The organism is Hymenobacter siberiensis (assembly GCF_018967845.1).
Taxonomy (GTDB): domain Bacteria; phylum Bacteroidota; class Bacteroidia; order Cytophagales; family Hymenobacteraceae; genus Hymenobacter; species Hymenobacter siberiensis.
Genome location: NZ_JAHLZZ010000001.1, coordinates 579,975 through 594,150, shown reverse-complemented (window position 1 = coordinate 594,150; position 14,176 = coordinate 579,975). Strand labels below are relative to the sequence as shown.

The 14,176-nt window shown below is 60.3% G+C and carries 11 protein-coding genes; 9 read left to right on the top strand and 2 right to left on the bottom strand.

Going from position 1 to position 14,176, the window contains the following annotated elements; all coding sequences use genetic code 11:
- Nucleotides 1-49 precede the first annotated feature (49 nt).
- Nucleotides 50-1,402, bottom strand: coding sequence for a glycoside hydrolase family 16 protein (locus KQ661_RS02545; protein ID WP_216679206.1), 1,353 nt, complete (start codon nt 1,400-1,402; stop codon nt 50-52).
- A 256-nt stretch (nt 1,403-1,658) separates the two neighbouring features.
- On the opposite strand from KQ661_RS02545, the gene KQ661_RS02540 reads away from it, so the two are divergent.
- The 4 genes from KQ661_RS02540 (at nt 1,659) to KQ661_RS02525 (ending at nt 7,973) form a co-directional block, all read left to right on the top strand.
- Complete coding sequence (locus tag KQ661_RS02540; protein WP_216685575.1) at nt 1,659-3,965, top strand: hypothetical protein; 2,307 nt, start codon at nt 1,659-1,661, stop codon at nt 3,963-3,965.
- Between the two features lie 137 nt (nt 3,966-4,102).
- A complete protein-coding gene (locus tag KQ661_RS02535) occupies nt 4,103-5,077 on the top strand; it encodes a glycosyltransferase family 2 protein (RefSeq protein ID WP_216685574.1) in 975 nt (324 codons plus the stop codon).
- Between the two features lie 52 nt (nt 5,078-5,129).
- A complete protein-coding gene (locus KQ661_RS02530) occupies nt 5,130-6,464 on the top strand; it encodes a hypothetical protein (RefSeq protein ID WP_216685573.1) in 1,335 nt (444 codons plus the stop codon).
- Nucleotides 6,465-6,530: 66 nt separating this feature from the next.
- Nucleotides 6,531-7,973 (top strand): aldehyde dehydrogenase, encoded by a 1,443-nt coding sequence (locus KQ661_RS02525; protein ID WP_216685572.1) that lies wholly within the window; start codon nt 6,531-6,533, stop codon nt 7,971-7,973.
- Nucleotides 7,974-8,109: 136 nt separating this feature from the next.
- On the opposite strand, the gene KQ661_RS02520 is transcribed toward KQ661_RS02525, so the two are convergent.
- Complete coding sequence (locus tag KQ661_RS02520; RefSeq protein WP_216685571.1) at nt 8,110-8,691, bottom strand: Uma2 family endonuclease; 582 nt, start codon at nt 8,689-8,691, stop codon at nt 8,110-8,112.
- Between the two features lie 92 nt (nt 8,692-8,783).
- Between KQ661_RS02520 and KQ661_RS02515 the strand changes: the two genes are divergently transcribed.
- The 5 genes from KQ661_RS02515 (at nt 8,784) to KQ661_RS02495 (ending at nt 14,125) form a co-directional block, all read left to right on the top strand.
- Nucleotides 8,784-9,416 carry an acyltransferase gene (locus KQ661_RS02515; protein WP_216685570.1) on the top strand — a complete coding sequence of 211 codons (633 nt, stop codon included), beginning with the start codon at nt 8,784-8,786 and terminating at the stop codon, nt 9,414-9,416.
- Nucleotides 9,417-9,445: 29 nt separating this feature from the next.
- Nucleotides 9,446-10,741 carry a nucleotide sugar dehydrogenase gene (locus KQ661_RS02510; RefSeq protein ID WP_216679199.1) on the top strand — a complete coding sequence of 432 codons (1,296 nt, stop codon included), beginning with the start codon at nt 9,446-9,448 and terminating at the stop codon, nt 10,739-10,741.
- Nucleotides 10,742-10,842: 101 nt separating this feature from the next.
- Nucleotides 10,843-11,859 carry a UDP-glucose 4-epimerase GalE gene (gene galE / locus KQ661_RS02505; RefSeq protein ID WP_216685569.1) on the top strand — a complete coding sequence of 339 codons (1,017 nt, stop codon included), beginning with the start codon at nt 10,843-10,845 and terminating at the stop codon, nt 11,857-11,859.
- An 80-nt stretch (nt 11,860-11,939) separates the two neighbouring features.
- Nucleotides 11,940-12,995, top strand: coding sequence for a dTDP-glucose 4,6-dehydratase (rfbB, locus tag KQ661_RS02500; protein ID WP_216679197.1), 1,056 nt, complete (start codon nt 11,940-11,942; stop codon nt 12,993-12,995).
- 122 nt (nt 12,996-13,117) lie between these two features.
- Entirely contained in the window at nt 13,118-14,125 is a 1,008-nt protein-coding gene (locus tag KQ661_RS02495) for an SDR family oxidoreductase (protein ID WP_216679196.1), read from the top strand.
- The last annotated feature ends 51 nt before the right edge of the window (nt 14,126-14,176 follow it).

Genomic DNA, 14,176 nt, shown 5'->3' with positions numbered 1-14,176 from the left:
CGAAAAAAGGGAGCAGCCGGCCCCGGGCCCCCGGTGCGGGCAGGGCAGCTCATTCGGCGTCCAGTGGGACTATGGCCGGCTTCTGCCACACACTATCGGGCGCCGAATGGACGGCCCGGCCTATGATGTTGAGGGGCTGCACAGTAGCTGCCGCGCCCTGGCGCAGGTGCAGGGCGTAGGCCCCGGGCGGCAGGGCCGCCAGGCAGGGCCGCCACGTACTGCCGCCCGGGCTGGTGCCACTGCCAACAAATTGTCCAAAGGCATCACGCATTGTCCAATGCAGCGAGTCGGGCGCGGGAATGCGCACGCGCAGCTCGGGGGTGCCATAGGTTTGCGTCCAGGTGGGGGCCCAGCGGCCGGCTACGGGCAGCGACATGTGCAAATCGCAGGTCGGATTATAGTTGTCCGTGAGCTGAAGCGTGAGCTGCTGCGGGGCGCGGCGGGCCGGGGCCAGTAGCCAGTCCTGGCGGGTGGCCTGGTCGGCCCGGCCGGGCTGCGTTTCGGCCGGCATCCAGTCCTGTTCGTTGTGCGGGTACTCGGCTCCCGGGCGCTGCACCACGGGCACGGGCGGCAGCCGGCGGGGCCGGTAGATGCGGATGTAATCGACGGCCATGGTATCGGTGGCATGCCGGGCCCAGTCGACCACGCCCAGATTCAGGATAACGGCCATGCCGCAACCGGTCGGAATGTACCGGGTTTCGTGGCGAATGGGAATGCCGTCGTAATAGAAAATAACCCCGTCGGGCATCCAGCTCATGCCGTAGGTATGAAACTGGTCGTGCAGGTTGCCGGAGGGGTCCACGTTGTAATATTCGCACTGGCAATCCATCGATTTTTGCCTCGATGGCCGCCAGTACTCGTTCGCCGCCAGATGAAAATTATTGCTGAAGTTGTCGGCGGCGGCTTCGAAGATGTCAATCTCATCAGGAACCCCCCCAAAGAGCCAGAACGCGGGAAATGATTCCCGGTGCAGGGGCTGCCGTAGCCGCACCTCAAACAGCCCGTAGCTGAAGCCCTCGCCGGCGTGGCAGTTGTAGGGCAGGAGCGAATCAACGGGGTGCCGGCTCATGAGCATGGGGGTATCGTAGCGCATGTTTTTGCCTCGGTAGGGCCGCGGCTCGGCCAGCTCGGTCATGGTCATGTTGAGCAGGCCGTCGCCGGTATGCAGGCCCTCGCCGGTGTAGTAGCCCGCCTCAAACGATGGGTTGATGACGTGGCCCCAGGGATAGAAGAAGCGCCACCGCTCGGCCAGCTTGGCGGTATCGATGGGCGTATTGAATTCTTCGGCCCATTCCAGGCGCCAGTTGGCGTAGTTCACCGGGCCCTGGGCCCTGCCGGGGAGGGTGCCGGCTCCCAGCAGGAGGATGAGAACAATAGCTCGGATTACGGAATTCAGCGCCATGGCAAATGCAGGGAAGGAGCAGGAGGCGATGCAGAGCTGGTGCCTGGAGGATTCGCCCGAAGTCATTGCTCGGGCTGCTAGCCTATGGGCAAAAGTAGAAGCGCAACCCGGATGAATAATGCGGGCTCGGGGATTGGGCTGTAGTTTTGAAGCGTGTAAATACCGAGTATTCAGGCCGCATTTGAAAGCGGGCTGAAAAGTGTCCGGTATTCTTTGCTGTTTCCAGACGGTCTACCGGCCACGTATTCCTTTCCGTATGAGTCCAACTTTCCGCAATGCGCACCGGCTGGGTATGGCCGGGGTGGCACTGGTGGCTGCCCTGCTAACGGCCGTGCTATTCTGGCCGATACTGGTTAACCCGAACGACTACTTTTTCAAAGACGGCGGCGATGCGCTGCAAAGCTATTTCGCCACGGCTTTCTACACCATGCACGATGTGGGTAACCGCTTCACGGGCATGAACTACCCCTACGGCGAGCATTTCAACTACCCCAACCTCCAGCCCCTGCTGGCCACCATAATGGGTTTTTTGCAGCGGCACGGGGTGCCCACGGGCCGCTACACGGTGGCCATCACCAACTTGCTGCCCCTGGTTTCGGTCGCCTTCACACCGGTGGTGATGTATGCCATTCTGCGTCGCACGCGGCTGCCGGTTCTGTACGCGGCAGTGCTGGCCTTGCTAATCGGCTTCATGTCGCCGCAAATTCTGCGGCTCGACGGCCACATCTCGCTCAGCTACGCCTGCTTCGTGCCCCTGCTCTGGTACTGCATCATCCGCATGCAGGAGGCCCCGCGGCAGTGGCGCTGGTACGTGCTGTTTGGGGTGGGCACCCTGCTGATGGGCGGCATGATGCTGTATTTTCTGGCCTGCGGCTGCTTTTTTCTGATGGGCCACATTGCGGTGCTGGCCTGGCAGCAGCCCCGTATGCGGCCCTGGCTGGGGCGCATGGTGCTGGCGGCGCTGCTGCCGCTGCTGCTGTTTCGGGGCTACATCTGGGCCACCGACCACGTCGCCGACCGCCCCCCCAATCCCTACGGGCTCACGGTGTACATCTCCAACACCCAATCGGTATTTACGCCCGTGCTGGGGCCCCTGCATGACTGGTGGCAGGCGCACTGGCCGAGCGACGAGTACAACGATGAAGGGTTTGCCTATGTCGGGCTGGTGAGTACGCTCACTCTGGCGGTGTCGGTGGTGCTGGGCCTGGTGGCCGTGGTGCGCCGCCGCCAGTGGCAGCGGCTGTGGCGGCCCGCCCTGCCGCTGCACCTGCGCACGGGGCTGTGGGCGGCCAGCCTACTGCTGCTGCTGGCCTTCGGTATGCCGTTTAAGTGGGAGTGGTTCGCGTGGGTGACGGACCATGCGGGACCCGTGAAGCAGTTCCGCTCGCTGGGCCGCTTTGCCTGGCCTTTTTACTACGTAGCCACTACCTACACGGCCTACTGCCTGTACCGCATGTGGCGGTACCTGCGCCGCCAGCGCGTGCCCGCCCTGGCGTGGGTGGGGCTGCCGCTGCTGCTGTTTTGGGCCACCGAGGCCTGGCTGCAGGTATCCACCAAGGCCGACCAGGTGACGGTGGGCACCGGGGCCAGCACCTTTCTGGACCCCGCTACTGGCGTGGTTTCCCGGCTGTCGTGGGCAGGGCGTCAGCTTTCCGATTTTCAGGCTATTCTGCCGGTGCCATATTACAATATGGGCACTGACAAGTTTGACCTGAGCGGAAGCAGTAACTCAATTTACCAGGGCGATAAGGCGGCGGCCACCACCGGCCTGCCCCTGCTGGCCACCTACGTATCGCGGGCTTCGGTGGGCCAGGCCATGCAGCATATTCAGCTGTTCAGCAGCGACATGGTTCCCAAAGAGCTGCTGGCCCACTTCCCCAACGATAAGCCCATTCTGCTGCTCGTCACCCCCGACTATTATACCGAAGCCGAGCAGCGCCTCATCAAGCTGGGCCACCTGCTGGTGGAAACGCCCGAGGCCTCGCTCTACGAGCTGCCGATTGCGGCCCTGGCGGCCACGGCCCTGCCCCGGGCGCGCATCCTGGCCGATTCGCTGCTGCCCACGCTGCCGGTGCGCGCCGGGGGGCTGCGCGCCACTACCCCGGCCGGGGTGCTGGTGCAGTCGTTCGACCAGGCGCCCGACCGGCGGGGGCGGCTCGGGGCGGGGGCCTATTACCAGGCCGCCGACGGTTTCTCAACGCTGTATGATGGCCCCGTGCCGGCCCCCGCCGATACCGGCCGCTACGAAGCCTCGGTGTGGATGAACGGGAAGTCGGACTATGGCTACGGCAACATGCAGGTGAAGGCCTATAACGCCAAAGGCGAAGCCACCGCAACCGTGGTTGATGGGCGCAAAGCCACCGAGGTGCTGGGCAACTGGGTGCGGATAATTGTGCCGTTCCGGGTGACGCCGGAGGTCGTACGCATCGAAGTCATCTACCAAAACCGGGACCTGCTGGCCGACGACCTGCTTATCCGGCCCGTCAATACCGATGTCTATTACTACGTTGGCACCGGTAGCCATCGCCGCTTAATCAAAAATACCTACCCGCTCACGCCCTGAGGGCGCGGGCGGGCTTTTCGGGGCGAAACCATACTTTTGCGCATCATCGGCCCCGCCCGGCAGCTATGATGCGGCGGAAAGCGCCGGATAGGTATCGGCTGTACTTTGGAACCATTGCTATTCAATAACTTGCCCGCATGGACTTATCCGTCATTATTCCCATTTACAACGAAGAGTCCAATATTGCCGAGCTGTACCGCCGCCTGCAAGGCGTGCTCGACGGCATGAGCCTGCCCGGCGGCTACGAGTTGATTTTTGTCAACGATGGCTCGCACGACCAGTCGCTCACCATGTTGAAAGCCCTGGCCGCGCAGGACGAGCGGGTGCGCTACTTCGATTTTAGCCGCAATTTTGGCCACCAGATTGCCGTTTCGGCCGGGCTCGACCACGCGCGGGGCGAAGCTATTTCCATCATCGATGCCGACTTGCAGGACCCGCCCGAGCTCATCGTGGACCTGTACGCCAAGCTGCAGCAGGGCTACGACGTGGTATATGCCAAGCGCCGCTCGCGCCAGGGCGAGAGTTACGCCAAGAAGCTGACCGCGAAGCTCTTCTATCGAATTCTGGCGCGAATTACGCGGGTTTCCATTCCCGTCGATACCGGCGACTTTCGCATCATTTCGCGCCGCATTGTGCTCACCCTGCGCCAGATGCCCGAGCAGCACAAGTTCCTGCGGGGGCAGATTGCCTGGGTAGGCTTCCGCCAAACCTTCGTGGAGTATGACCGGGCCGAGCGTGCCGGGGGCGAAACCGGCTACACCTACCGCAAGATGCTCAGCTTCGCCCTCGACGGCATCACCAGCTTCTCCGACGCACCGCTGAAGGCGGCCACGGTGATGGGGTTCACGGTGTCGGGTGTGGCATTTTTGCTCATGCTTTACACCCTGTATGCCCGCCTGGTACGGCACGACTACGAGCCCGGCTGGGCCTCGCTCATGATGAGCATTCTGTTTCTGGGCGGGGTGCAGCTCATTGCCGTGGGGGTTATTGGCGAGTACATGGCTCGCCTTAGTGCCAACGTGCGCCAGCGCCCGCTCTACATCATCGCCGAATCGAACCAAACGCCCGCCGCTCTCGAAAGCACCCCGGCCCAACCGTTACTCACGCGCTAGCCGCAGTATTTTATTGCCCGGCTTGTTGCGGGCACCTGTTTTTTTGACACCAATGGGTACTCTTTCATTTCGTCGGCAGGCGGCCTATACTATTCTGCTTTTCTCGCTGCTGCTGCTGCTGCTGCTGCTGCTGGTGCCCCGCGCGGGCCACGACAGCGACATGAGCTTTTGGGTGGCCTGGGGCAAGGATATTTTTTACCAGGGGCTGGGCAACGTTTGTAAGACGCCAAGCAACTCATACAATCCCTTGTATCACTACATTTTATGGTTTTTTGGGTGGGTGCTGGGCGATGTCGATAAGTTCATCTACTACCGGCATTGGCTCAAGGCGTTTACCCTGGTGTTCGATTTTGCGGGGGCTTTTTGGGCGGCGTCGCTGGTGCGCGAGCGCGACCGGCGCTTTGGCCTGGTGCTGCTGCTGTTGTTAAACATCGGCTACCTCTACGACACGCTGGTGTGGATTCAGGTAGATGCCATCTACACGTTTTTCGCGTTTGGGGCCGTGGTGCTGGCCGTGCGGCAGCGGGCGGTGCCCAGCATGCTGCTTTTCGTGCTGTCGTTGGCTGCCAAGCCCCAGTCCATGATTTTCCTGCCGCCGCTGCTGCTGCTGTGGGTACCGCTGTGGTGGCAACGGCCCCGGCAGCTGGTAGTGGCCCTTGTGGCCGGGGCGGCACTGATGACCTTAATCCTGGCTCCCTTCATTTGGGGCGGCGAAGAGAACTATCTGCCGCGCATCATGGAAATTAACCTGGGTGCGGCGAATTTCTTTCCGTACCTGTCCATGAATGCTTTCAATATCTGGCATATTCTGGTTCCAACCCCCGACCCGCTCACGGCTCCCGATTCCCAGCTGTTCGCCGGAATCACGTACCGGGCCTGGGGGCTTTTGATGTTCTTCGTGGCGTCGGCGCTGGCATTGCTGCCGCTGTTGCTGCTCACGGTGCGCAACCTGCGCCAGCAGCGCATATCGCCGTTCGTGGCCGCTGCATACTCGCCGGACGACTTTGCGCAGGTCTTGCTCAGCATCGGGCTGATTCCGCTCCTGTTCGCGTTCTTCAATACCCAGATGCACGAGCGGTACTGGCACGCGGCCGTGCTCTTTTTGGCGGCCTACGGTTTCCTGCGGAGCGATTACGTCCTTTATATTATCGTTTCGGTGGCTTATTTCCTGAACCTTGAATCGGTGTTACGATACCTGGAGCTGAGAAAATATTCCGTCCTGGTGTTCGAACCTCGTTTCGTGGCCAGCTTGTTTGCGCTGGCCATCGTGGTGGGCCTGGTAAAGCTGTACCGCCTCACGGCCTGGCGGAAGGAATGGCACCTTATCAGTCAGCCGGTTCGTGAGGAAATCGTTCCTGATTTATCTGCTGGCTATCAGCCTGTTTAGCAAAATATTATGCTTGGTAGCCCCGGTGAAATTGCAAAGCGAACCTGAGTTTACGGCCAAATTATCATGCTCCGCATCCAGAACTACCTCAACGGCCAGCTCGTGCCACCGCAAGCCGGCCGCTACCTCGATAACGTAGACCCCGCCACCGGCCAGGTCTACGGCCAGATTCCCGACTCCGGCCCCGAGGATGTGGCCGCCGCCGTGGCCGCCGCCGAAGCCGCTCTGCCCGCCTGGCGCGCGCTTCCCGCCGAAGACCGGGGCCGCCTGCTGGTAAAAATCGCCGACCTCATCGATGCCAACCTCAACCGTCTGGCCCGCGCCGAAAGCCAGGACAACGGCAAGCCCCTGAGCCTGGCCCGCGTGATGGACATTCCCCGAGCGGCCAGCAACTTCCACTTTTTCGGCACTGCTGCCGGCCACTTCGCCACCGAAGCCCACGTGCAGGAAGGCGTGGCCGTGAACTACACCGTGCGCCACCCCGTGGGCGTGGTGGGCTGCATCTCGCCCTGGAACCTGCCGCTCTACCTCTTTACCTGGAAAATTGCGCCGGCCTTGGCCGTGGGCTGCTGCGTGGTGGCCAAACCCTCGGAAATAACCCCGGCCACCGCTTTTTTGCTGAGTGAATTATGCATGGAAGCCGGCTTGCCGGCGGGCGTGCTCAACATCATCCACGGCAACGGCCCCAACTGCGGGCAGGCCATTGTGGAGCATCCGGGTATCAAGGCCATCAGCTTCACGGGCGGTACGGCCACCGGGCGGCACCTGGCCGCTACGGCCGCGCCCATGTTCAAAAAGCTCAGCCTGGAGCTGGGCGGCAAGAATCCCAACATCATCTTCGCCGATTGCGACCTGGCCGCCGCCGTGGCCACCAGTATCCGCAGCAGCTTCGCCAACCAGGGCCAGATTTGCTTGTGCGGCTCCCGCATCTTCATCGAGCGCCCGATTTACGAGGCCTTCAAAACGGAGTTTCTGAAGCAGCTGCAGGACCAGAAAATCGGTGACCCGCTCGAAGCCGATACCAAACAAGGTGCCCTGGTGAGCGAAGCCCACCTGCACAAGGTGCTCGATTACATTAAACTAGCCCACGCAGAAGGCGGCACGCTGCTGGCCGGCGGCCACCGCGCCACCGTGCCCGGCCGCTGTGAAAGCGGCTATTTCCTGGAGCCCACCGTGTTCGAGAACCTGCCCTTCGACTGCCGCACCAACCAGGAAGAAATATTCGGTCCCATGGTCACCCTCACGCCCTTCGACACCGACGAGGAAGCCCTGTTGATGGCTAATAGCACCGACTACGGCCTCTCGGCCACCCTTTGGACCCGTGATTTGCAGCGCGCGCACCGCGTGGCCCACCAACTGCACACCGGCATCGTCTGGATAAATACCTGGCTGCATCGCGACCTGCGCACACCCTTCGGCGGCATGAAAAATTCCGGCGTCGGCCGCGAGGGCGGCCTGGAAGCGTTGCGGTTTTTTACCGAGGCGCAGAACGTGTGCGTGAAGCTCTGACCATGGATTTATCGGATTTCACGGATTTCGTGGGTGATTTTTCGCGCACACGGATTGCCGTGTTCAGGATAGTTGATTCCGTCCTGGCACCACCCACAAAATCCGAATAATCCGCTAAATCCGCTAAATCCGCGGTTCAGACCCCCGCATATACCTCCGCCAGCGGCACCTGGCAGCCGATGCTGCTCAAATCCAGCGTGGCGCTCAGGTCGCGGGTTTCGGTAAGGACCCAGCGGCCCAGGTCGTCCAGCGTATGTAGCTCGGCGTGAATGGCCTGGGCATCCAGCGTCAGGTACTGGCGGAGGCTGGGCACCTGGCGGTAGAGCATGAACTTTTCGCTGCGGTCGTACTGGCTGGTAGTGGGCGAAAGCACTTCCACCAGCAGCGTGGGATTCAGCAGCGTATCGGGCTTTTTTTCTTCGTTGAATTCCGGCTTGCCGCACACCACCGTCAGGTCGGGGTACACGAAGGCGCTGCCGCTCATGATTTGCAGGCGCTGGTCGCTGCTCACCACCGAGCAGCCTTGGCTGCGTAATCGGCTATAAAGTTCGCCGGTCAGGTTCGCGCAAATCAGGTTGTGCGCGTAGCCTGCACCGGCCATAGCGCGGGTTTCGCCCTGAAAATATTCGTGCTTGAATTCCGCCTCGCGTTCCAGGCGCAGGTATTCTTCGGGCGAAACGTAGCTGGTGGGTTCGGTTTGGAAGGCGGGCTGAGCCATAATACAAGGACAATAAGGGAATTACCCAAAAGTACGAAGCTAACCCCGCCCTTCTCCTTACCTTTGCGGGCTGAACCGTCCGACCGCCCCGAATGCCTCATACTACCCCCGATTATTACGCCCATCCCACGGCCATCCTCGACGAAGGGTGCCAGATAGGCCGGGGTAGCCGCATCTGGCACTTTAGCCACGTCTGCGCCGGGGCCGATATCGGCGAAGAATGCAACCTGGGTCAGAACGTGTTTGTGGCCGACGGCGTGACCCTGGGCCGCAACGTGAAGGTGCAGAATAACGTGAGCCTCTACGGTGGCGTCGTCTGTGAGGACGACGTATTCCTGGGCCCTTCCGTGGTGTTCACCAACGTAAAAAATCCGCGCAGCGCCGTGCCCCGCAAAGGTCCCGGCCAGTACCAGACCACTTACCTGGAGCAGGGCGTCACAATTGGGGCCAACGCCACCATCGTGTGCGGCACGCGGCTGGGCCGCTACGCCTTTGTGGGCGCGGGCAGCGTAGTCACGCACGACGTTCCGGCGTATGCCCTCGTATACGGCACGCCCGCCCGCCCACAAGGCTGGATGAGCGCCTACGGCCACCGCCTCAGCTTCGACCAGCAAGGGCACGCCACTTGCCCCGAAAGTGCCGAAAAATATGAGCTGAGCGCCGACGAGCAATCGGTGCGGCCCGTGGTAACAACCACCGCCAGACGGCCCCGGGGGAATTCATAATTCATAATTCACAACCCATAAATTTAGCAGTGTACGACCAACTATTGCGCAAAGAGGCCACGCTGGCCGTTATCGGCCTCGGTTACGTGGGCCTTCCCATTGCCCTCGAATTTGCCAAGCAACTCAAGGTGATTGGCTTCGACATCAACGCCGGCCGCGTGGCCCAGATGAAAGAAGGCATTGACCCGAGCGGTGAGTTGGAAAAGAAGGATTTTGAAGGCTGCGACATCACCTTCACCGATTCGCTGGAGGTGCTGCGTCAGGCGCAATTCTACATCGTGGCCGTGCCCACGCCCATCGATGAGCACGCGCAGCCCGACCTTAAGCCGCTGCTTGGCGCCTCGGGTTCAGTAGGTAAGGTCCTGGAAAAAGGTGATTATGTGGTGTTTGAGAGCACTGTATACCCCGGCTGCACCGAGGAGGACTGCATTCCGGTAATGGAGCGCCTCTCGGGCCTAAAATTCCCGACTGATTTTAAAGTGGGCTACTCGCCTGAGCGCATCAACCCCGGCGATAAGGAGCACACGTTGCGCCGCATCGTGAAAGTGGTGTCCGGCAACGACGAGGAAGCCCTCGATACCGTGGCCAAAGTGTACGAGCTGGTGGTAGATGCCGGCGTGCACCGCGCCAGCAGCATCCGCGTGGCCGAGGCTGCCAAAATCATCGAAAACACCCAGCGCGACGTCAATATCGCGCTGATGAACGAGCTGTCGATGATTTTTGACCGCATGAACATCAACACTTACGAGGTGCTGGAAGCTGCGGGTACCAAGTGGAATTTCCTGAAGTTCTCGCCCGGTCTGGTGGGTGGCCACTGCATCGGCGTGGACCCCTACTACCTGACTTACAAAGCGAAAGAGCTGGGCTACGACGCCAAAGTCATTCTTTCGGGCCGCACCACCAACGATAATATGGGAGCCTACATCGCCCGCAAAACGGTGCAGATGATGATTAAGAAAGGCAAGGACGTGGCCAAAAGCCGCGTGCTGGTGATGGGCGCTACCTTCAAGGAGAACGTGGAAGACATCCGCAACTCGAAAGTGGCCGACGTAATCCAGGAGCTGAAAAACTTCTCGGTGAATGTCGACATAGTGGACCCGCACGCCGACTCCGACGAACTGCACCACGAGTATGGCTTCCGCCTGACCCAAAACGACGATGTGCGCACCGACTACGACGCCGTGATTGTAGCCGTGAGCCACGCGCCCTACGCCGCCAAAGACGAGGCCTACTTCCAGTCCATTACTTCCGAAAATGCCGTGCTGGTCGACATCAAAGGCCTGTACCGCGGCAAGATGAAAGACCTGCAATACTGGAGCCTGTAATTATTTAGCGGTTAGCCATTAGCTTTTAGCTGTTAGCCATTTCTGTGGAGTAGCAGTCAAAAAAGCTAACAGCTAATGGCTTTCAGCTAATAACTAATAACATGAAGATTCTTGTTACCGGCGGAGCCGGCTACATTGGCTCCCACACGGTAGTTGCCCTTCAGCAGGCCGGCTATCAGCCGGTTATCGTAGATAATTTCAGCAACTCGGAAGAGTCAGCCCTGGCCGGTGTCGAGTCAATTCTGGGCGTGAAGGTGCCGACTTACCGCATCGACTGCGGTGATGAAGCTGCGCTGCGTGGCGTGTTTGAGGCCGAGAAGGATATCAAAGGCGTGATTCATTTCGCGGCTTACAAAGCCGTGGGCGAGTCAGTGGCTAAGCCATTGGCCTACTTCCAGAACAACGTGGGCTCGCTGCTGACGCTGCTGGCCGTAATGCCGGACTTTGGGGTCGAGAACCTGGTGTTTTCGTCGTCGTGCACCGTGTATGGCATTCCCGATGCGCTGCCCGTGACCGAGGCCACACCTACCAAGCCGGCCTCGTCGCCCTACGGCCGCACCAAGCAGATGTGCGAGGAAATCGTGCATGATGTGTCGGCGGCCCCGACCAACAAGCTGCGCACCATTCTGCTGCGCTACTTCAATCCCATCGGGGCGCACGAATCCGCCAAAATCGGCGAATTGCCCCTGGGCGTGCCGAATAACCTGGTGCCCTACATCACCCAAACGGCGGCCGGCATCCGCGAGAAGCTGACCATCAATGGCAGCGACTACGACACGCCCGATGGCACCAATGTGCGCGACTACATCCACGTTGTGGATTTGGCCAAGGCGCACATCGTGGCCGTGCAGCGCCTGCTGGACCGCAAAGCCAGTGAGTCCGTCGAAACGTTTAACGTGGGCACTGGCCACGGCAACTCCGTGCTCGAAGTGGTGCAGGCATTCGAACAGGCCAGCGGCCAGAAGTTGAACTACAGCATCGGCCCGCGCCGCCCCGGCGATGTGCCCGCCATCTACGCCGATGCCACCAAGGCCGCGCAGGTGCTGGGCTTCAAAACCGAAACTTCCCTGGCTGATTCCCTGGCCAGTTCCTGGAAGTGGCAGCAAACCCTGAAATAAATATGAGAAATGGGGAAATGTGCTTGATAAATAGCCATTGCCATCATTTTCACATCAGTCACATTTTCACATTTGAAATCATGAAAATCCTCATCACTGGCGGCGCCGGCTTTATCGGCTCCCACGTAGTTCGGCTCTTCGTTACGAAATACCCCGAGCACCAGATTATCAACCTCGACGCGCTGACCTACGCCGGCAACCTGGAAAACCTGCGCGACATTGAGAAGGCTGAAAACTACCGCTTCATTAAGGGCGATATTTCTGACCAGTCATTTATCGACCAGCTGTTTGCCAACGAGGAGCCCGATTCCGTGATTCACCTCGCGGCCGAATCGCACGTCGACCGTAGCATTACCGACCCGATGGCGTTTGTGAAAACCAACGTTATCGGCACGGTGAACCTGCTGAACGCGGCCCGCAACCTGTGGCAGCCCGGCGGCTACGATGGCCACGTATTCTACCACGTGAGCACCGATGAGGTGTACGGCTCGCTGGACTTCGGCCCCGAGATGTTCACGGAGGAAACTTCTTACGACCCCCGCTCGCCCTATTCGGCTTCGAAAGCCAGCTCCGACCACTTTGTGCGCGCCTGGCACCACACCTACGGCCTGCCCATCAAGCTTAGCAACTGCTCGAACAACTACGGCCCCAACCACTTCCCCGAGAAGCTGATTCCGTTGGCTATTCACCGCCTGCGCACCGGCCAGCCGGTGCCGGTGTATGGCAAAGGCGAAAACGTGCGCGACTGGCTCTTCGTGAAAGACCACGCCACGGCCATCGACGCGGTGTTCCACAACGGCAAAAACGGCGAAACCTACAATATCGGTGGCGTGAACGAGTGGCAGAACCTCAAGCTCATCGAACTGCTCTGCGACGTGGTAGACGAGAAAACCGGCCAGGCGCAGGGCACTTCGCGCAAGCTTATCAAGTTCGTGACCGACCGCGCCGGCCACGACATGCGCTACGCCATCGACTCCAGCAAAATTATGAACGAGCTGGGTTGGAAGCCGTCCGTGACCTTCGAGCAGGGCCTCGCCCAGACCGTGGACTGGTACCTCGCCAACGAAGAGTGGCTGAACAGCGTAACGAGCGGCGCGTACCAGGACTACAACCAGAAGCAGTACGCGGGGCGCTAGCGCTTCAGTTAAGAGTTATGAGTTAAAAGTTAGGAGTTGATGCAACAGCAGCTCTGGCTACCAAGACTCAACTCTTACCTTTTAACTCATAACTCATAACTCATAACTCATAACTAAACGAAGTGTACGAAAACCCCTTCCATGAGCAGCCGCTCGACAAGCTGACCTTTCTCGTTACCGGCGGCGCGGGCTTCATCGGCTCCAACATCGTGGAGTATCTGCTGAAATACGGCGTGAAGAAAGTGCGGACGCTGGACAACTATTCCAACGGCTTTCACAAAAATCTGGCGCTGTTTTCAGATGATAACCGCTTGGAAATCATCGAAGGCGATATCCGCGACGCGGCTACCTGCGCCGCTGCCTGCGCAGGCGTGGACGTGGTGCTGCACGAAGCCGCGCTTGGCTCGGTGCCGCGCTCCATTAAGGACCCGGTGCTGACGAATGATGTGAATGTGGGCGGCTTCGTGCAGATGCTGACCGCCGCCAAAGACGCGGGCGTGAAGCGCTTCGTGTACGCGGCCTCGTCGTCGACCTACGGTGACCACCCCGGCCTGCCCAAAGTGGAAGACCGCATCGGCAAGCCGCTCTCGCCCTACGCGGTGACAAAATATGCCAACGAGCTGTATGCTGATGTGTTTGCGAAAACCTACGGCATGGAAATCGTTGGCCTGCGCTACTTTAATATCTTCGGCCCGCGCCAGGACCCCGGCGGAGCCTACGCGGCGGTAATTCCGCTGTTTATCGACGCTATTCTGCAAAATACGCCACCCACGCTGAACGGCGACGGCGGCCAGACCCGCGATTTCACCTTCGTGGAGAACTGCGTGGAGGCCAACATCCGCGCCGCTCTGGTAACGAACCCCGAGGCCCTGGGCCAGGTGTACAACATTGCCGTGGGCGACCGGACTTCGCTGGTGCAGATGTACGACATCCTGCGCGAGGAAGCGGGCTCGGATTTGGCTCCGGTTTTTGGGCCGGACCGCGCCGGGGATATCCGCGACTCTTTGGCCGATATCTCGAAGGCCAACCGGTTGCTGGGCTACCAGCCGCAGGTGCGCATCCGCGAGGGTTTGAAGCAGACGCTGGCGTGGTTCAAGGCCAATCAGGCGTTCATTCAGGAACGTAATTAATTTGTAGCCTGGACTCTGTGAGTCCGGGCGTTAGTCCAGATTCTCCAATAC